Genomic DNA, 19275 nt, shown 5'->3' with positions numbered 1-19275 from the left:
CAGTGCAGGTAGATCGAAGACTCTCAGACATCTCATGAAGCAGGAATCTCATCTCGCGATGCGAGACGGCTAGGGGCATGCCGTGGGGCCTGGGTGGTGGGCCCGCGCTTCGGCGAAAACACGTGGCACAGGTCGAGCGGCCCTCCCTAGACTCACCGCAGGACGCCGCCCACGACGGGCGGCGCCGTCACGACCGACGACGAGGGGAGACAGGCCGTGCGTGCGCACACCGCCGCCGCTGCTCCCCGTTCCCGGTCCCGCCGGACCGAGGTGATCCTGGTGTCTCCGGCCGCCCGGTGCCCGCTGCGCGCCCGGCACCGGACCCCGTGACGCACGTCTGATCCAGCGCCCCCGCCTCGCCGTGGGCCCGCGCTGCCGTGCGCCGGGGCATCGCGCCGCCCTCTTCCGGACCATCCGAAAGGCCACCGGCCGTGCGCACGCACACCCACATCAACGCCCTCGCCGCCGTACGCAACCTCGGCATCCTCGCCCACGTCGACGCCGGGAAGACCACCGTCACCGAGCGGATCCTGTACGCCACCGGCACCACCCACAAGCGGGGCGAGGTGCACGACGGCACCACCGTCACCGACTTCGATCCGCAGGAGCGCGACCGGGGCATCACCATCTTCGCCGCGGCAGTGAGCTGCGACTGGGACGGGCACCGCGTCAACCTCATCGACACCCCCGGCCACGTCGACTTCGCCGACGAGGTCGAGCGGGCGCTGCGCGTGCTCGACGGCGCGGTCGCCGTGTTCGACGCCGTTGCGGGCGTCGAGCCGCAGAGCGAGTCGGTGTGGCGGCAGGCGGACCGGCACGGCGTGCCGAGGATCGCCTTTGTCAACAAGCTGGACCGCGCGGGCGCGGACCTCGACCGGGCGGTGGCGTCGATCCGGGAACGGCTGCATCCGGTGCCGCTGGCCGTGCAGTTGCCGATCGGCACCGAGGACGGCTTCCGCGGGGTCGTCGACCTCGTACGGATGCGCGCGCTGGTCTGGGGCGACGACGGCACCTTCGCGGTCGAGGACTTACCGGAGGAACTGCGGGCCGAGGCCCGCCGGCGCCGGCGTCTGCTGGAGGAGGCCGTGGCCGAGCTGCACGCCGAGGCGCTGGAGGAGTTCTGCGCGCGGGGGACCGTGTCGCCCGGCACGCTGACCGCCGCCCTGCGCGAGGTCACCCGCACCGGGGAGGGCGTCGTCGTGCTGTGCGGCTCGGCCTACCGCAATCGCGGTGTGGAGCCGCTGCTCGACGCGGTGGTGGCGTACCTGCCGTCACCGCTCGACGTACCGCCGGTCCACGACACGCAGGACCCGCACGAGCGGCGCCCGGCCGACCCGGCGGCGCCCTTCGCGGGGCTGGCGTTCAAGGTGAGCGCCACGCCGACCGGACGGCTGACGTACGTGCGGGTGTATTCGGGAACGATCGGGAAGGGGGACACCGTGCTGGACACGAGCGCCGGACGCACCGAGCGGATCGGGCGGATCCTGCGGGTGCAGGCCGACCGGCACGCCCAGGTCGACCGGGCGGTCGCCGGGGACATCGTCGCCGTCGTCGGCCTGAAGTCGGCTCGCGCGGGCTCCACGCTGTGCGCGCCGGGCGCCCCCCTCGTCCTGGAACCGCCGGGTGTGGCCGACCCGGTGGTGTCGGTCGCCGTGGAGGCACGCAGGTCCACCGACACGGACCGGCTGGCCACCGCGCTGGCCCGGCTCGCCGAGGAGGACCCGTCGCTGGTGGTGCGCACGGACGCGGAGACCGGGCAGACGCTGCTGTCCGGGATGGGCGAACTGCACCTGGAGGTCGCGGTGGAGAGGATCAGGCGCGAGACCGGCCTGGACGTCGCCGTCGGACGGCCGAGGGTGTCGTACCGCGAGACCGTCGGCACCGGCGTGCGCGGGTTCGTCTTCCGGCACGTCAAACAGGACGGTGGCGCGGGTCAGTTCGCGCACGTCGTCCTCGACGTCGAACCGCTGGAGGCCGGGTCCGGCTTCGAGTTCCGTTCGGCCGTCGTGGGCGGGCGGGTGCCGCAGGAGTACGTCCGTGCCGTGGAGGCCGGCTGCCGCGACGCCCTCGTCGAGGGGCCGTTCGGCGGGCACCAGGTGACCGGGGTGCGCGTCACCCTCACCGACGGGGCGACGCATGTGAAGGACTCGTCCGACACCGCGTTCCGCACCGCCGGCCGCCTCGGCCTGCGCGACGCCCTGCGCTCCTGCGCGATGGTGCTGCTGGAGCCGGTCGCCGAGGTGACGGTCACCGTGCCGGAGGACGCCGTCGGCACCGTCCTCGGCGACCTGGCGGCCCGCCGCGGACGCGTCTCGGGTTCGGTCACCCGGGCGGGCGCGGCGGTCGTCACGGCGACCGTGCCCCTGGCCGAACTGTTCGGCTACGCGACCCGCCTGCGCAGCCGCACCCAGGGCCGCGGCACCTTCACCACCCGCCCGACGGGCTACGCCCCGGCCCCAGCGCCGCAGGCCGCCCGGTGACCTGAGGGCGAGGGCGGCCCCACCTGGAGTCAGGTGGGGCCGCCCTCCCCCGGAACCGGAACGGGTCACCAGTTCACCGGTCACCGGTCAGGGATACGACACCACCGTCGACGGCACCGTGGACGTCCCCGACGTCGGGGTGCCCGTGTCGTTGATGACGCGTTCGTACTGGCCCTGGCCGCCCAGGGAGACCACGAGGAGGTTGTGGAAGCGGACGTTCGGGCGGGTCGGGGCGGCGAAGCCGTGGTGCTGGACGATCGTCGGGTCGACGTTGTAGTAGCAGTAGCTGCCCAGGCCCCAGCCCTCGTGCGAGGTCACCGCGTCGCCGACCCGGTAGGCGGCGTAGCCCTTGACCGAGCCGTTCTGGATGGCGGCCTGGTTGGGGGCGTCGTACGCCTTCTCGTTCTGGAAGAAGATCGTGCGGCCCCGCTGGCCGAACCACTGCACGTCGTACTTGTTGAAGTGCTCGACGAACAGGCCCGTCGCCAGGACGTCGTCGCCGTTGACGACGACGCCGTAGTCGGCGCGGTTGGTCTCCCAGCCGACGCCGTCGCCGTGGTCGGCGCGCCACACCCAGGTGTGGTCGACGATCGTGTGGCGGCTGTTGACGACCATGCTGGTCGTGGCCTTGCCGGGGCCCGCGCCGCCGATGCGGATGAACACGTCCTGGACGGTGGTCGGGTTCGCGGAGTGGTCGCGGGAGGCCCCGCGCGGTCCGATCTCCAGCAGGGTGGGGGAGTTGACCGGCCCGGCGTCCACCAGGAAGCCGGCGAGCCGCACGCCGTCGACGTCGGCGACCTTCACCGCCGTGACACCGCCGTCCGGGATGAGGGTCGCGTAGCCGAGGCCGAGGACGACCGTGTTCGGCCGGTCGATCCGCAGGGGTTCCGACAGGTGGTAGATGCCGGGGGTGAGGAGGAGGTGCAGGCCCTGTGCCAGGGCCTGGTTCAGTGTCGCCGCCGTCACGCCGGGGCGGGCGACGTAGAACCGCGTGAGCGGCAGGGAGGTGCCGCGCGGGGTGCCGTTGCCCCAGGTCACGCCGCGTGCGTTGGTCCGCTTCTCGGGCAGGAAGACCCGGTACTCGCTGCCCTGGAGGTACAGGAACGGCTTCTCGCGGGAGACCGGCGTGGTGGTCAGGGTGGTGTACGGCGGATTGGGGAAGCTCTGCGCGGGTGCGCCCTCGACACCCGAGAACACCATGTTCCAGACGCCGTTGAGCCAACTGCCGATCGCGCTGTCGCGGGTGTACCACTGCTGCTGAGAGTAGGGGCCGATCTGGCCGTCGATCCGGCTGTCCGCGATGTAGCCGCCGCTGGCCCAGCCGTAGCCGCTGGGGGCGAGGTTGAGGCCGCCGCGGACGTGCATCCGGCGGAACGGGGCCGCCTGCGCGACCGCCCAGCGGTTGGTGCCGTTCACCGGGACCAGCGCCAGGTTCTCCGCCGAACGCCAGAAGTTCTGCGTCGCGTTGCCGTCGAACCAGCCGGCGTCGACGGTGACGTCACCGTTGATGGTGGTGTCGTCGGGGGAGAGGCCGAGGCCCGCGATGGAGGTGTAGAAGCCGAGCTGGGCGTTGAGGCCCTGGTAGGTGCCGGGCTTGAACAGCAGGGCGTAGCGGCCGGTGCCGAACTGGGCGGACTCCTGCTGCCGGAACACCTCGTCGAGGCGGGCCTGGATGCCGGGGGTCGACGGGTCGAAGACGAGGACGTTCGGGCCGAGGTCGCCACCGCCGGGCAGGGCACGCGGCTTGCGGCGGGGCGTCGGCGCGGCGGAGGCGCGGGCGGCCGAACCCAGCACCACGGGTGCGGCGGTGGCCGCCGCGGCGGCGCCCAGCAGGGTGCGGCGGCCGACCGCGGGCCGGGAGTCGGAGGGGGAGTTCGACGGCAAGGAATCAGGCATGGGGCGGCTCTCCTGGTTCAGGAAGTGAACGAAGTGGGGTCTGGGAGCGCTCTCTCGCCGCTGAATGGTTCAACCGCGAAATGAAAAGGTCAAGGGGTTGGACAAGAGTCCGGCAAGTGCGTCCAAAGCCTTGACGCCGTCGCGCCCAGGGGCTTAACTCACGCTCTAAATTAAGCAGCAGTACCCCCGGAAGGGACACCGGAGCCATGCGCACAACGCGAGCCGCGGCCGTAGCTGCCGTCACCATGTCTCTCGCCCTGGCCGCCACGGCCTGCGGAGGCGGTTCGTCGACGGACGGCGGGGGGTCGAACGACTCCCCGAAGACCCTCACGTACTGGGCCTCGAACCAGGGCGCCAGCATCGAGGTCGACAAGAAGGTCCTCCAGCCCGAACTCGACAAGTTCGAGAAGGAGACCGGCATCGAGGTGAAGCTGGAGGTCGTGCCCTGGTCCGACCTGCTCAACCGCATCCTCACCGCCACCACGTCCGGCCAGGGCCCGGACGTCCTCAACATCGGCAACACCTGGTCCGCCTCGCTCCAGGCCACCGGCGCCCTTCTGCCGTGGGACAAGGCGCAGTTCGACAAGATCGGCGGCAAGGACCGCTTCGTCGACTCCGCGCTCGGTTCCACCGGCGCCGAGGGCAAGGACCCGGCCGCCGTCCCGCTGTACTCGATGGCGTACGCGCTCTACTACAACAAGAAGGCGTTCGCCGACGCCGGCATCGCCGAGCCGCCGGCCACCTGGGACGAACTCGTCGCCGACGGCAAGAAGCTCACCGGCGGCGGCAAGTGGGCGCTCGGCGTCGAGGGGTCCAACCCCTCCGAGAACATCCACCACGCCGTCGTCTTCGCCAAGCAGCACGGCGCCGACTTCTTCACCGCCGACGGCAAGGCCGACTTCACCTCCGACAAGGCCGTCGCCGGCGTCAAGCAGTTCGTCGACCTGATGGCCAAGGACAAGGTCGTCGCGCCGGGCAACGCCGAGTACGCGCAGAACCAGTCCGTCAGCGACTTCGCCAAGGGCAAGACGGCGATGCTGCTGTGGCAGTCCGCGTCCGCCAACCTCAAGTCCCAGGGCATGAGCGAGGACGACTACGGCATCGCCCCGGTGCCCGTGCAGTCCGGCGCCCCCGGCACCGGCACCGGCGTCAACTCCATGGTCATGGGCATCAACATGGCCGTCTTCAAGAACACCGACAACATCGACGGCGCCACCAAGTTCGTGAAGTTCATGACGAGCGACGCCGAGCAGAAGATCCTCAACCAGGCCTACAGCTCCATACCGCCGGTCAAGGGCGCCCAGGCCGACGCCGCCTTCAACACCCCGGCGAACGCGGTCCTCAAGGACACCCTCGCCAAGAGCGCCGTCGCCGCCCCGCAGGTCGCCGACGAGTCCCAGTTCGAGACCGCCGTCGGCACCGCCATCAAGGGGCTGTTCGCCGACGCCGCCGCCGGACGCAAGGTCACGGAGGACTCGGTCAAGGCCGCCCTCGAGAAGGCCCAGCAGCAGATGCCGGCGAAGTGAGCACGATGACGACCACGGTCCCCACCGAGGCCGCGGTGCGTCCGAGCTCCCCCGGGACGGCGAGCGGCCCCCGCCGCCGTCCCGGGCGGATCCGCCGCATCGGCCTGCCCTACCTGCTCCTCCTGCCCGCCCTGCTCCTCGAACTCCTCGTCCACCTCGTGCCGATGGTGATCGGCATGGTGATGAGCTTCAAGGAACTCACGCAGTTCTACATCCGCGACTGGACCACCGCGCCCTGGAACGGCGTCGACAACTACAAGATCTCCGTGGACTTCGACGCCCCCGTGGGCGAGGCGCTGCTCCACTCGTTCCTGGTCACGGTCGCCTTCACCCTGCTGTCCGTCGCCCTGTGCTGGTGCATCGGCACCGCCGCCGCCCTCTACATGCAGGACGCGTTCCGCGGCCGGGGCCTGCTGCGCGCCCTGTTCCTGGTGCCGTACGCGCTGCCCGTGTACACCGCCGTCATCACCTGGGTCTTCATGTTCCAGCACGACAACGGCCTGGTGAACCACGTCCTGCACGACCAGCTCGGCATCACCGACAAGCCCACGTTCTGGCTCATCGGCGACAACAGCTTCTTCGCGTTGCTGACGGTGTCCGTGTGGAAGGGCTGGCCGTTCGCCTTCCTCATCGTCATGGCCGGCCTGCAGAACATCCCGAAGGAGCTGTACGAGGCGGCCTCCCTCGACGGCGCCGGCATGTGGCAGCAGATCCGCCGGATCACCCTGCCGTCGCTGCGCCCCGTCAACCAGGTGCTCGTCCTCGTCCTGTTCCTGTGGACGTTCAACGACTTCAACACGCCGTACGTCCTGTTCGGCAAGACCGCGCCCGAGGCAGCCGACCTCATCTCCGTGCACATCTACCAGGCGTCCTTCGTCACCTGGAACTTCGGCACCGGTTCGGCGATGTCCGTGCTCCTGCTGCTCTTCCTGCTCGTGGTCACCGGCGTCTACCTCGTGATCACCTCGCGCGGACGGAGGACCGCCGATGTCTGAGTCCACACGGCCCCTCGCCGGGTCGTACAGGTCCCCGATGGCACCGCCCCGGTCCTTCCTCTGGTCCCGGCGGATCTTCCTCACCCTGCTCACCGGCTTCGTCCTGGTCCCCGTCTACGTGATGGTCTCCAGCTCGCTCAAGCCGCTGGCCGACGTGTCGGGCACGTTCCGCTGGCTGCCCAGCGGTCTGACGATCCGCCCCTACATCGACATCTGGTCGACGGTGCCGCTCGCGAGGTACTTCGTGAACTCGCTCGTCGTGGCGGGCGCGGCCACGGTCTGCTCGGTGGTGATCGCGGTCTTCTCCGCGTACGCCGTCAGCCGCTACGACTTCCGCGGCAAGCGGGTCTTCACAGTCACCGTCCTGTCCACGCAGATGTTCCCGGGCATCCTCTTCCTGCTCCCGCTGTTCCTCATCTACGTCAACATCGGCAACGCCACCGGCATCGCCCTGTTCGGCTCGCGCGGCGGCCTGATCCTGACGTACCTGACCTTCTCCCTGCCGTTCTCCATCTGGATGCTGATCGGCTACTTCGACTCCGTCCCGCGCGACCTGGACGAGGCCGCGCTGGTCGACGGCTGCGGACCGCTCGGCGCACTGTTCCGGGTCGTCGTCCCGGCCGCCGTCCCCGGCATCGTCGCCGTCGCCGTCTACGCCTTCATGACGGCCTGGGGCGAAGTGCTGTTCGCGTCCGTCATGACCAACGACACCACCCGCACCCTCGCCGTCGGCCTCCAGGGCTACTCCACGCTCAACGACGTGTACTGGAACCAGATCATGGCCGCCTCGCTGGTCGTGAGCGTCCCCGTGGTGGCCGGCTTCCTCCTCCTCCAGCGCTACCTCGTCGCCGGACTGACCGCGGGCGCCGTCAAGTGACCGAGCACCCCCGCCCCGAGTGCCACCCCCGCCCCGAAAGGAACTCCGTGCCCGACCGTATCGACCTCGCCGCACTCCCGAACGACTTCCTGTGGGGCACCGCCACAGCGGCGTACCAGATCGAGGGAGCCGTCGCGGAGGACGGCCGCTCCCCGTCGATCTGGGACACGTTCTCGCACACCCCCGGAAAGATCGCCAACGGCGACACCGGCGACGTCGCCTGCGACCACTACCACCGCTGGCGCGAGGACCTCGCCCTCATGCGCACGCTCGGCACCAACGCCTACCGCCTGTCCGTCGCCTGGCCTCGCGTCCTGCCCGGCGGCGACGGTCCGGTGAACCCCAAGGGGCTGGCCTTCTACGACGAGTTGGTGGACGCCCTGCTGGAGGCGGGCATCACGCCGTCCGTCACCCTCTACCACTGGGACCTGCCGCAGGCCCTCCAGGACCGGGGCGGCTGGCCCGAGCGCGCGACGGCCGAGCACTTCGCCGAGTACGCCTCGGTGGTCGCCTCCCGGCTCGGTGACCGCGTCCGCCACTTCGCCACCCTCAACGAGCCGTCCTGCTCGGCCTGGATCGGGCACCTCGAGGGCACGATGGCCCCGGGCCTGACCGACCTCACGGCCGCGGTCCGCGCCTCGTATCACCTCCTCCTCGGCCACGGCCTGGCCACGCAGGCGATCCGCGCGGCCGCCCCCGGCGCCGAGGTCGGCATCGTCAACAACCTCTCCACGGTGTACGCGGCCGGCGACCGACCCGAGGACGAGGCCGCCGCCCGCCGCCAGGACGGCCACGTCAACCGCTGGTGGCTCGACCCGATCCACGGCCGAGGCTTCCCGGCCGACATGGTCGAGACGTACGGGGTCGAACTCCCCTCGCACCCCGGCGACCTGGAGACGATCGCGGCCCCTCTGGACTGGCTCGGCCTGAACTACTACTTCCCGGCCCGCGTCGTCGACGACCCCGAGGGCCCCGCCCCGTACGCCCGCGCGGTCCGCCGCCCCGACGTGCCGCGCACCGGCATGGACTGGGAGATCGACGCGAGCGGCATCGAGACCCTGCTGCTGCGGCTCACCGAGGAGTACGGCGCCCGCAAGATCTACGTCACCGAGAACGGCTCCGCCTTCCCGGACGTCGTACGCCCCGACGGCACGGTCGACGACCCCGAACGGCAGGACTACCTGGTCCGGCACCTAGCGGCCTGCGCCTCGGCCGCCCGCAAGGGCGCCCCACTGGCCGGCTACTTCGCGTGGTCCCTCCTGGACAACTTCGAGTGGGCGTACGGCTACGCGAAGCGCTTCGGCCTGGTCCACGTGGACTACGAGACACAGGTACGGACGATCAAGGGCACCGGCCATCTGTACGCGGACATCGTGCGGGCGCATGGGGGGAGGGCGCGGCGGGCGGCGTGACGCGCCGGTGGTGGGCGCGGGACGGGGCCTGCGCCCACCGATGCCGGGGCCATGGACATCCGGGGTGTGCCCCGCAGACGGGCCGGTTCGGGTCCCGGTAGCGCAGAAGCGCATCTGAGCTGAGGCACGGGCACGGCTCTCCCTCGTCAGTGGCTACGCCCGCGGCGGCTACGATCTCGCGCTGCTCTGCGACGAGGCCGTCGACCGCGCTGTGGCCGCCGCGGGGAGGGTGCGGCTGACGGCATGAGGCCGGCTCGCCCATGGCCGGATCACGAGGCGGGTCGGCCTTCCGTGGCCGTGGCCGCTCACTTCCCCGCGGAGCGGAAACGGTGTACGTGCCGCAGGCCGAGCAGTTCCGCGACCGCGTCCAGCCAGCGGGCGGTCTCCTCGTCTCCGTCGATCCCGCGGGCGGTGGCCGGCCGCTCAGCTCCGCCGGGCGCCGGGAGAAGGTCGCGCAACCTGCGCTCGTCCGCCTCCGCCGCGTGTCTGCCCCCCGTCTTCGACCGCCCCGACCTCACGCTGAGGATGGAGACCCGGGCGCACCGGCTGCTCACTGACGAGGCGGGACGGCTCACCCGGGTCGCGGTGCGCGGCGCCGACGGCGAGCCGGGCGCCGTACGGGCCAACCGTGAACTGCTGTTGTACGCCGGAGTCGCCGCTCTCGGCCGGTTCGAGCGGTACCCGGAGTTCCTGCGGGTGTGCCACGACGCGTCCGCCCGCTCGAACCTGCCCGACCACCGCCCGGACGCACCGGACGCGCACCTGCCCGCGGAGTGGCGGGGGAGACCCTCAGCCGGTGACGGGCGGCCAGGCCACCTCCGGTGCGAGAAGGGTGAGGTCCGGGTCGCCGAACTCGTCGCGCAGGGCCTGGAAGGCGGTCACCTTCTCCTCGCCGAAGCGGCGGACGTGGGCGGCGTAGGCGTCGGGGGACAGGAACCGGTCGGGCCGCGACTTGGAGTGGAACTTGTCCGCGTACATCACCAGCCGCTCCTCCGGCGTCTCCGCCAGATAGTCGGCGGGCGGCATGGGGAGGTTCTGGCGCACGACGTCCTGCCGGGTCACTCCGACGCCGGTGTGGTGGGAGCAGAAACGGCACAGGACGGCGGGGAGGCCCACGTTCTCCAGCAGTTCCTGGCCGAGCAGGCCGTGCCGGATGTAGTTCCCGTGGTCCAGCCGCCCGCCGGCGTCGTAGAGGCGGTAGACGCCGATGTCGTGCAGGAGGCAGCCGGCCCGGACCAGTTCCGCGTCGAGGTGGGCGAGGCGCGGCGACTCCAGCAGGTGCGCGGCGACGCTCCAGACGATCTCGCAGTGACGGTGGACGGAGGCGAACGCCTCGGCGGTCGGCGCGTGTTCCTCGTGCAGCGCGCGGATCTCGTCCGGTCCCGGTATGTGCATCCGGCGAGCGTAACAAGCAGGTGAGCGCGCTGGCCGCCCCCGGACGTCAGCTCGTGACCAGTTCCGGCCGCGCCCTGCGCCCGGCCGCCGCCGGTGCCACCCGCGTCGCCCGGTGCGTGCGATACAGCCACAGGACGTCCCGGCCGAACGACCAGAGCAGGGCGGCCAGCGCCGAGGCGGTGACGGCGACGGTGGCGGCGTGGGGGAGCAGGGCGGACGCGGCCAGCAGCAGGAAGACGCCCTGCATCGCGGCGACCGTCTTGCGGGCGGTGCTCGGCGGCAGCGGGGCGTTCAGCCACGACCAGACCCGGGCGGCGGCGACGAAGGCGTAGCGCATGCCGCCGATGAGCAGCACCCACGGACCCAGCGACATCGAGACGTACACGCTGAGCACCAGGATGAGGAACGCGTCGACCTCCATGTCGAAGCGGGCGCCCAGAGCCGTCGAGGTGTTGGTGCGGCGGGCCACCTTGCCGTCCACGCCGTCGAGGATCAGGGCGACCGCGGTCAGGCCCACGAACAGGGTGACGGGCGGCGCGTCCTGGAAGGAGTCGGCGACCAGGGCCGTCACCCCGCCGACCAGGGTGGCCCGGCCGAGCGTGACCCGGTTCGCCGGGCCGAACGAGCGGAGCCCGGACCGGTGCAGGGCCAGGGAGAGCAGCGCCCAGGAGGCGATGGCGAACGCGAGGCCGGTCAGCCAGCCCGCGGGACCCATGCCGATCGCCGATCCCAGCAGGGCCAGCAACAGGATCTGAACGCCCGCTCCCACCGCGGTCTCCTGCTGGACCAGCCTTGCTTCGTACGTGTTGTTCAGGGCCACCGCACATTCCTCCGGCCAGATGACAGAGTCGATCAAGGCCGCGTACTGTGCGCGGCCTGTGCACACCTCGGTACGTGGACAGGCCGCCGATCGTTCAGGAGGATCCCGATGAACCGCAGCGCACGTGCGTTCTGGCTCAGAGCCCCGGGGGCGGGCGAGATCCGGGAGGTCGCCCTGCCCGAGCCGGGCGAGGGGGACGTGCTGGTGCGGTCGCTGTACTCGGGGGTCAGCCGGGGCACGGAGACACTCGTGTTCCGCGGCGGCGTCCCGGAGAGCCAGCACGCGGCGATGCGGGCGCCGTTCCAGGAGGGGGACTTCCCCGCCCCGGTGAAGTACGGCTACCTCAGCGTCGGGGTGGTCGAGCAGGGGCCGGACGCGCTGGCCGGCCGTACGGTCTTCTGCCTGTACCCGCATCAGACGCGGTACGTCGTCCCCGCGAGCGCGGTGACCGTCGTACCGGACGCCGTGCCCGCCGCGCGGGCCGTCCTCGCCGGCACCGTCGAGACCGCCGTCAACGCCCTGTGGGACGCGGCCCCCCTGGTCGGGGACCGGATCGCCGTGGTCGGCGGCGGCATGGTGGGCTGCTCGGTCGCCGCGCTGCTGGCCCGCTTCCCCGGCGTACGGCTCCAGTTGGTCGACGCCGACCCGTCCCGCGCCGAGGTGGCGAAGGCCCTCGGCGTCGCCTTCGCGTCCCCCGAGCACGCCCTCGGAGACTGCGACCTCGTGGTGCACGCCAGCGCCAGCGAGCAGGGACTCGCCCGCTCCCTGGAACTGCTGCGTCCCGAGGGCACCGTCCTCGAACTCAGCTGGTACGGCGACCGGCGGGTGGCCGTCCCGCTCGGCGAGGCGTTCCACTCGCGGCGCCTCGTGATCCGCAGCAGCCAGGTCGGGACGGTGTCCCCGGCCCGCGCCGGCCGCAGCTATGCCGACCGCCTCGCGCTAGCCCTCGACCTGCTCGCCGATCCCGCGCTCGACGCGCTCGTCACCGGGGAGAGCCCCTTCGAGGAGCTGCCCGAGCTGCTGCCGAAGCTGGCGTCCGGGCGGATCCCGGCGCTCTGCCACAGGATCAGGTACCCGGACGCGCCCTGACGCGCGGATCGAGCCCCCTGGGACGCAAGAGCGCCTGACCTGAGAAAAGAGTGAGGACGCGCTGAACAAGGGGAAGCCATGAGCCGTACTACACGGCATCCCCGGCGGCGATCGGCCGGGGATTAGGCGCACCGCACCTGGAGGGTCGTCCGTTGTTCAGCATCACCGTCCGCGATCACATCATGATCGCCCACAGCTTCCACGGCGAGGTCTTCGGGCCCGCGCAGCGTCTGCACGGGGCGACGTTCCTCGTGGACGCCACGTTCCGGCGTGAGCAGCTGGACGACGACAACATCGTCGTCGACATCGGACTGGCCACCCAGGAGCTCGGCGCCGTCGTCGCCGAGCTGAACTACCGCAACCTCGACAACGAACCCGACTTCGCCGGGATCAACACCTCCACCGAGTTCCTGGCCAAGGTCATCGCCGACCGGCTCGCGGACCGCGTCGAGAAGGGCGCGCTCGGCGAGGGCGCGCGGGGTCTCGCCGGGATCACCGTCACGCTGCACGAGTCGCACGTCGCGTGGGCGAGTTACGAGCGTGACCTGTGACCGACGTGACCCTGGAGACGCAGGCGCGGCCGGAGCCGGAGAAGGCCACGCTCGGCTATGTGCCGGTACAGCACTCCGTCCTGAAGAACGCGGAGATCATCCCGATGTCCCTGCGCTCCGTGCACTTCGTCATGCCGGGCGGCGTCGACGACCCGGCGGCCCCCAGCGGCGGCAACGCCTACGACCGGCGGGTCAGCCTGGACCTGCCCGGCTTCGGCTGGCAGGTCCACAAGCGCGCGGTGGCCGGCGCGTGGCCCCGCCCCGAGGCCGCAGCCCGCGCCGAACTCGCGCGGACCCTGCGGGAGTTCCCCGACGGGACCGTCGTCCTGCTGGACGGCCTGGTCGCCTGCGGGGTGCCCGAGATCATCGTCCCGGAGGCCGAACGGCTGCGGCTCGCCGTCCTCGTCCATCTGCCGCTCGGCGACGAGACCGGACTGGAGCCGTCCGTCGCGGCCGACCTGGACGCCCGGGAGCGCACGGTGCTGCGCGCCGTCGACGCGGTCGTCGCCACCAGCGACTGGGCGGTCCGCCGGCTCGTCTCCCACCACGGCCTCGCCCCCGAGCGGGTCCACGTCGCCGCCCCCGGCGCCGACATCGCGCCCCTCGCGTCCGGCACGGACGGCGTGTCCAAGCTGCTGTGCGTGGCCGCCGTGACCCCGCGCAAGGGCCAGCACCGGCTGATCGAGGCACTGGCGACGGTGACCGACCTGCCGTGGAGCTGCTCCTTCGTCGGCGGGCTGAACCACGACCCCGAGTACGTCGCCGGGCTGCGCTCCCTGATCGAACGGCACGGCCTCACCGACCGTCTGGTCCTGGCGGGCCCGCAGGCCGGCGCCGAACTCGACGCCAGCTACAACTCCGCCGACCTGATGGTCCTCACCTCCTACGCCGAGACGTACGGCATGGCGGTCACCGAGGCGCTCGCACGCGGCATCCCGGTGCTGGCCACCGACGTCGGCGGGGTGCCGGAGGCCGTCGGCCGCGCCCCCGACGGCGGAGTCCCCGGCATCCTCGTACCGCCGGAGAACCCCGCCGCGATCGCCGCCGAACTGCGCGGATGGTTCGGCGAGGCGGACGTACGACGCCGGCTGAAGGCGGCGGCCCGGGGACGCCGGGCCGCTCTGAACGGCTGGGCCGGCACGGCCCGCAGCCTGGCCGCGGTACTGGGCCGACTGCCTGACGAACCGCGGAGGGCGGCATGAGCAAGGCGGCGACGACACAGGGCGGGGGCACCATCCCGGCCCAGCCGGGCCCCAGGGACGCGGCCGGTCCGGCGCGCGGGCGACCGGAGAACGGGACAGGCCCGGCGGAGGGTGACATGAGCGACGCGTCCGTACCCGAGGCGCACGGCGCCGACTCCGACGTCGTGATCCTCGGCGCGGGCCCCACCGGCCGGCCCGGTGAACGGGCCACCGTACGGCTGCGGGAGGCCGCGCCGGACGACCCGCCGCGCTACGCCCCCGAGTGGCTGGAGCTGCGCGAGAGCGCGGACGCCGCCGCGCGGGCGCACGACCTGCTCGACCCGCTGCGGATCCGGCTCGCCAACCTGCCGGGCCGCCCCGGCGGACTGGTCATCCACGACCTGGGCTGCGGCACCGGCTCCATGGGCCGCTGGCTCGCCCCCCACCTGGACGGCGCCCAGCACTGGGTCCTGCACGACCGCGACCCCTACCTGCTGCACTTCGCCGCCGTCGCCTCCCCGCGCTCCTCCGCCGACGGCAGCCGCGTCACCGTCGAGACGCGTCGCGGCGACGTCGGCCGGCTCACCCCGGACGCCCTGCACGGCGCCTCCCTGGTGACGGCGTCCGCGCTGCTCGACGTCCTCACCCGCGACGAGATCGACACCCTCGCCGCCGCCTGCGCGGGAGCGGGCTGCACGGCACTGCTGACCCTGTCGGTCGCCGGCCGCGTCGAACTCACCCCGTCCGACCCGCTGGACGAGGAGATCACCGAGGCGTTCAACGCGCACCAGCGCCGCACCGGACTGCTCGGCCCGGACGCCGCCACGGTGGCCGCCGAGATCTTCTCCGAGCACGGGGCGACCGTCCAGCTGCATCCGAGCCCCTGGCGGCTCGGCCCCGACGAGGCGGCGCTCACCGCGCAGTGGCTGCGCGGCTGGGTCGGCGCGGCGGTCGAGCAGCGCCCCGAACTGCGCGAGCGCGCCGACCGCTATCTGCGCGACCGGCTCGACGCCTGCGCGGCCGGCGAGCTGCGGGTCGTCGTCCACCACACCGACCTGCTGGCCCTCAGCCGGGCGACGGGCGGGGCGTCATGACCGTGGAGACGGTGGCGGGGACGCCCGCCGGGCGGGCGGGCCTCACCCCGCGCGCCCGGCGGGCGGACCGTACGGGGGAGACCGCGGACGCCCGGGCCGGGGCGAGGACCGCGGACGCCCCCGTCTCCCGCACCAAGGCCCTCCTGCGCGACCCGAAGGTCCGCACCCACCTGGGCACGGTCGCCGGCGTCGTCATCCTCGGCGTGCTGTTCTGGCGGCTCGGCACCGGCGTGTTCCTCGACGGGCTGCGGCGGATCGACGGACCCGCGCTGCTCGCCGCGCTCGGCATCGGGCTCGTCACCACCGTGTTCAGCGCCTGGCGCTGGCAACTGGTCGCGCGCGGGCTGCGGATCGGGCTGCCGATCGGAGCGGCCGTCGCCGACTACTACCGGGCGCTGTTCCTCAACGCGGCGCTCCCCGGCGGCGTCCTCGGCGACGTCCACCGGGCCGTACGGCACGGGCAGAGCGCCGGTGACCTCGGGCGCGGCGTCCGCGCGGTCGTGCTGGAGCGCACGGCCGGACAGGTCGCGCTCGCCGCGGTCGGCGCCGTCGTCCTGCTGACCATGCCGTCGCCGGTGCTCGACCAGGCACGCGACCTCACCCCGCTCCTGCTGTTCGCCGCCGCGGGGACGTTCGCCGTCGTGGCCGCCGTCCGTATGAACCGCGCGCCCTCCCGCAGGTCCGGCGCGCGGCCCTCGGCCGTGCGCACCGCGCTCGCGCAGGCCCGCGAGAGCCTGCTGTCCCGACGCAACGGACCCGGCGTCGCCGTCTCCTCGCTGGTCGTCCTCGCCGGTCACCTCGCGATGTTCGTGCTCGCCGCGCGGATCGCCGGCTCCGGGGCCTCCCTCACCGCCCTGCTGCCGCTCGCCGTCCTAGCGCTGCTCGCCATGGGACTGCCCCTGAACGTCGGCGGGTTCGGCCCTCGGGAGGGCGTCACCGCCTGGGCGTTCGCCGCCGCCGGGCTCGGCGCCGACACGGGGCTCGCCGTCGCCGTCGTGTACGGCGTCCTCAGCTTCGTGGCCGCCCTGCCGGGCGCCCTCGTCCTCGTCGCCCGCTGGTACACCGGGCTACGGGCCCGCACCGGATCCGCCGACACCGTGGCGGACCCGGGGGACAGCGGCTATTTTCGTCCGTCCGTCGTGTCCGCGACGGAGTCGCCCGCGGAGGTCAGCAGTGACATATACGCGCCGAAGGAATCCGCGAGGCTCTCCAGCAGCCGCTTCCCCTTTTCGGCGGAACCCAGCGACGGACGGCCGATGACCCCCGAATCGGTATAGGCGGACATGCCGAGGGTGAGCAGATGACGCCGGTCGTCCGCGACGAAATCGGAAGTCTCGTAACCGGGGCGGATCAATTCGGGATGAGCGTGCAGAAGGATGGAGGTCTCGATTTCCCCCGCGTGCATGTCGGTGAGCAGCGAGGTCTCCACCCCCGCCCGCACCAGCGCCGTCTCCCAGTCCTCCGCGGCCGGGAACAGCGCCATCCGCTCTCCGCGCGCGGAGGACTCCTGAACGACGTTGCCCAGTACGTAGTTGCCGCCGTGCCCGTTGACCAGCACCAGGGCGTCGACGCCCGAACGGCGGAGCGAATCCGCGATGTCCCGTATCACCGCATGAAGGGTCACCGAAGAGATGCTGACGGTCCCCGGCCAGGCCGCGTGCTCGTGCGAGCACGAGATCGTCACCGGCGGCAGCAGGTGTACGGGGTGCGCGGCGGCCACCTCGCGCGCGATCGCGCAGGCCACGAGGGTGTCCGTGGCCAGCGGCAGGAACGCGCCGTGCTGCTCGAAGCTCCCGACGGGAAGGACCGCGACCTGTCGTGAGACGTCCGCTCCCCGCGCCCGTACGTCCTCGGTGGTGTCCGCCGGCACCAGCGAGTGTGCCGCCGGCCGCGTCTGCGCATCACTCATCTTTTACCGGCCTTTCGTCTCTGCATAGGAACTGAAGAATCATGACAGAAAAGATTGGCGTGCTCGGCAAGAAGTCCGGCCAGCGGACGCAGCGTTCCGGAGTCGAACGCGTGGTGAACACCCCCCTGCCGACCGTGTACGGGCAATTCCGGGCGATCGGTTACATCGACCACGACCGCGGCGACGAACAGGTGGCGCTCGTCCATGGTGAACCGGGCCCCGACGGCGTCCTGACCCGGCTGCACTCCGAGTGCCTGACCGGCGACGCGTTCGGCTCCCAGCACTGCGAGTGCGGCGACCAGCTGGCCTCCGCCCTGCGCGCCGTCGTCGCCGAGGGCAGCGGGATCGTCGTCTACCTGCGGGGCCACGAGGGCCGCGGCATCGGCCTGCTCGCGAAGCTGCGCGCCATGGCCCTGCAGGCGGAGGGCCTGGACACCGTCGAGGCCAACCTGGCGCTCGGACTGCCCGTCGACGCCCGTGACTACGGGGCCGCCGCCGGCATCCTGCGCGACCTGGACGTCCGCAGCGTCCGCCTGATGTCGAACAACCCGCGCAAGCGCGAGGCGCTGATCGAGCACGGCATCGAGGTGACCGAGCAGGTCCCGCTGCTGATCCAGCCCTGCGAGAGCAACATCACCTATCTGCGCACCAAGCGGGAGCGCATGGACCACCACCTGCCCCACCTGGACGCCGTCGGGCAGCTGACCTGATCCGCGGGGCCGGCCCACCCGGACGGGAAGAGGGCACGGCCCGCGCCCTCTTCCCCACGGGCCCGGGTCAGCCCCCCACCACCGCCTCGTGCACGAGCCGCTTCAGGTCCTGGAACACCGTGTGCGACGTGCGGTGCCGCACCTGCGTCATGAACTGCACGGTGAGGTCGTGGGTCGGGTCCACCCAGAACGTGGTGGTCGCGACCCCGCTCCAGCCGAAGGCGCCCCGCACCGACGGGTCGCGGGTGCGGTCGGGGTCGATCACCACGGACACCCCGAGACCGAAGCCGACGCCGTCGTTGCCGGGCTCGTCGTGCGCGGGCCGGCTGCCGAAGGAGCGCAGATCCGCGCCGCCGGGAAGGTGGTTGGACGTCATGAGCGCGACCGTCCCCGGCGTCAGCAGCCGGGTGCCGTCCAGCTCGCCGCGGCGGCGCAGCATCTCCATGAAGCGGTGCACGTCGTGCGCGGACGCCACCACGCCGCCGCTGCCGGACAGGAACCGGGGACGTCCGTGCAGCGGCAGACCGGCGATCGGCTCGATGCCGCCGGACTCGGTCTGCCCGTACAACTCGGCCAGCCGTCCCTCCTGTTCGCCGTCCACGCGGAACCCGGCGTCGGTCATACCGAGCGGGCCGAAGACACGCTCGGCGAGGAACGTGTCCAGCGGCTGCCCCGACACCACCTCGACGACCCGGCCGAGGACGTTGGTGGCCACCGAGTAGTTCCACTGCGTGCCGGGCTCGAACTGGAGCGGCAGACTCGCGTACACGTCGACCGTGGTGGCCAGGTCCGAGCCGGGGAGCACGGCGGAGTGCAGGCCGGCGTCCCGGTAGAGGGCGTCGACGGGGTGCTGGTGGTAGAACGCGAAGGTGAGGCCGGCGGTGTGGGTCATCAGATGCCGCACCGTCATCGGCCCGTCGGCGGGGCGGGTCACCGTGCCGGCGCCCGATCCGCGGACGTACACGCGGGGTTCGGAGAACGCCGGGAGGTGACGGCCGACCGGGTCGTCGAGGGAGAGCCTCCCCTCCTCCACGAGCATCAGGGCCGCGATTGAGGTCATGGGCTTGGTCATGGAGTAGACGCGCCACAGGGTGTCGGCCTCGACGGGCAGACCGGCGGCCGTGTCCCGCATGCCGTGCGTGGTGAGGTGCGCGACGCGTCCGCCGCGGGCGACGGACACCAGGAAACCGGGCAGCCGCCCCTCGTCGACCTCACGGGCGAAGTGCTGGTCGAGACGGTCCAGCGCCTTGACGTCCAGCCCGGCCTCGCCCGGGTCGACCTGTTGTGCCAGCAGTGCCATCGCGTTCCTTCCTCAGCCGTACGACGAGGTCCGCGGTGCT

At 72.3% G+C, this 19275-nt stretch carries 16 protein-coding genes and 1 pseudogene; 11 read left to right on the top strand and 6 right to left on the bottom strand.

Going from position 1 to position 19275, the window contains the following annotated elements; genetic code table 11:
* Positions 1–431: 431 nt before the first annotated feature.
* On the top strand, positions 432–2480 hold the full coding sequence (gene fusA, locus ADL34_RS16715) for an elongation factor G (protein WP_062666342.1): 2049 nt from the start codon (positions 432–434) through the stop codon (positions 2478–2480).
* Positions 2481–2567: 87 nt separating this feature from the next.
* Here fusA and ADL34_RS16710 read toward each other — a convergent pair whose 3' ends face one another.
* Positions 2568–4376, bottom strand: a complete 1809-nt coding sequence (locus tag ADL34_RS16710; protein WP_199835583.1) for a coagulation factor 5/8 type domain-containing protein — start codon at positions 4374–4376, stop codon at positions 2568–2570.
* Between the two features lie 206 nt (positions 4377–4582).
* On the opposite strand from ADL34_RS16710, the gene ADL34_RS16705 reads away from it, so the two are divergent.
* From ADL34_RS16705 to ADL34_RS16690, 4 genes are read left to right on the top strand one after another with little or no spacing between them, the layout of a single operon-like run.
* On the top strand, positions 4583–5902 hold the full coding sequence (locus ADL34_RS16705; protein WP_062666339.1) for an ABC transporter substrate-binding protein: 1320 nt from the start codon (positions 4583–4585) through the stop codon (positions 5900–5902).
* Between the two features lie 5 nt (positions 5903–5907).
* A complete protein-coding gene (locus ADL34_RS16700) occupies positions 5908–6897 on the top strand; it encodes a carbohydrate ABC transporter permease (protein ID WP_062666337.1) in 990 nt (329 codons plus the stop codon).
* A gap of 37 nt (positions 6898–6934) precedes the next feature.
* Positions 6935–7774: a carbohydrate ABC transporter permease gene (locus ADL34_RS16695; RefSeq protein WP_062666335.1), complete on the top strand. Its 840-nt coding sequence runs from the start codon at positions 6935–6937 to the stop codon at positions 7772–7774.
* Positions 7775–7821: 47 nt separating this feature from the next.
* A complete protein-coding gene (locus tag ADL34_RS16690; RefSeq protein ID WP_062666333.1) occupies positions 7822–9186 on the top strand; it encodes a GH1 family beta-glucosidase in 1365 nt (454 codons plus the stop codon).
* 305 nt (positions 9187–9491) lie between these two features.
* Here ADL34_RS16690 and ADL34_RS36110 read toward each other — a convergent pair whose 3' ends face one another.
* The 3 genes from ADL34_RS36110 to ADL34_RS16680 all read right to left on the bottom strand — a co-directional run bounded on the left by ADL34_RS36110 (position 9492) and on the right by ADL34_RS16680 (position 11401).
* Positions 9492–9644: a hypothetical protein gene (locus tag ADL34_RS36110; RefSeq protein ID WP_159038930.1), complete on the bottom strand. Its 153-nt coding sequence runs from the start codon at positions 9642–9644 to the stop codon at positions 9492–9494.
* A 331-nt stretch (positions 9645–9975) separates the two neighbouring features.
* The gene (locus ADL34_RS16685) at positions 9976–10581 is read right to left on the bottom strand and encodes an HD domain-containing protein (protein ID WP_062666331.1); all 606 of its coding nucleotides are present in this window, start codon (positions 10579–10581) and stop codon (positions 9976–9978) included.
* 46 nt (positions 10582–10627) lie between these two features.
* Positions 10628–11401 (bottom strand): CDP-alcohol phosphatidyltransferase family protein, encoded by a 774-nt coding sequence (locus ADL34_RS16680; protein ID WP_062666328.1) that lies wholly within the window; start codon positions 11399–11401, stop codon positions 10628–10630.
* Positions 11402–11509: 108 nt separating this feature from the next.
* Between ADL34_RS16680 and ADL34_RS16675 the strand changes: the two genes are divergently transcribed.
* The 5 genes and pseudogenes from ADL34_RS16675 to ADL34_RS36715 all read left to right on the top strand — a co-directional run.
* Positions 11510–12490, top strand: coding sequence for a zinc-dependent alcohol dehydrogenase (locus tag ADL34_RS16675; protein WP_062666326.1), 981 nt, complete (start codon positions 11510–11512; stop codon positions 12488–12490).
* Positions 12491–12642: 152 nt separating this feature from the next.
* Positions 12643–13041, top strand: coding sequence for a 6-pyruvoyl trahydropterin synthase family protein (locus ADL34_RS16670; RefSeq protein ID WP_062666324.1), 399 nt, complete (start codon positions 12643–12645; stop codon positions 13039–13041).
* Positions 13038–14243 (top strand): glycosyltransferase family 4 protein, encoded by a 1206-nt coding sequence (locus ADL34_RS16665; protein ID WP_062666323.1) that lies wholly within the window; start codon positions 13038–13040, stop codon positions 14241–14243. Before ADL34_RS16670 ends, ADL34_RS16665 begins: the two co-directional genes overlap by 4 nt.
* Positions 14240–15316 carry a class I SAM-dependent methyltransferase gene (locus ADL34_RS16660; RefSeq protein WP_062666322.1) on the top strand — a complete coding sequence of 359 codons (1077 nt, stop codon included), beginning with the start codon at positions 14240–14242 and terminating at the stop codon, positions 15314–15316. Before ADL34_RS16665 ends, ADL34_RS16660 begins: the two co-directional genes overlap by 4 nt.
* Positions 15313–16338, top strand: a pseudogene (locus tag ADL34_RS36715) (lysylphosphatidylglycerol synthase transmembrane domain-containing protein); the annotation flags it as partial. The gene ADL34_RS16660 and the pseudogene ADL34_RS36715, both read left to right, overlap by 4 nt.
* 98 nt (positions 16339–16436) lie before the next feature.
* Here the strand turns inward: ADL34_RS36715 and ADL34_RS34865 are convergent.
* On the bottom strand, positions 16437–17225 hold the full coding sequence (locus ADL34_RS34865) for a creatininase family protein (RefSeq protein WP_079034072.1): 789 nt from the start codon (positions 17223–17225) through the stop codon (positions 16437–16439).
* 41 nt (positions 17226–17266) lie between these two features.
* Between ADL34_RS34865 and ribA the strand changes: the two genes are divergently transcribed.
* Complete coding sequence (gene ribA / locus ADL34_RS16650) at positions 17267–17935, top strand: GTP cyclohydrolase II (protein WP_062666317.1); 669 nt, start codon at positions 17267–17269, stop codon at positions 17933–17935.
* Between the two features lie 67 nt (positions 17936–18002).
* Here the strand turns inward: ribA and ADL34_RS16645 are convergent, their stop codons facing one another.
* Positions 18003–19235: a serine hydrolase domain-containing protein gene (locus tag ADL34_RS16645; RefSeq protein ID WP_062666315.1), complete on the bottom strand. Its 1233-nt coding sequence runs from the start codon at positions 19233–19235 to the stop codon at positions 18003–18005.
* Between the last annotated feature and the right edge of the window lie 40 nt (positions 19236–19275).

Origin of the sequence: Streptomyces sp. NRRL WC-3605 (assembly GCF_001509795.1) — a bacterium.
GTDB lineage: Bacteria > Actinomycetota > Actinomycetes > Streptomycetales > Streptomycetaceae > Streptomyces > Streptomyces viridochromogenes.
Note: the sequence above shows the minus strand (reverse complement) of the source record. Positions and strands in the feature narration are given on the sequence as shown.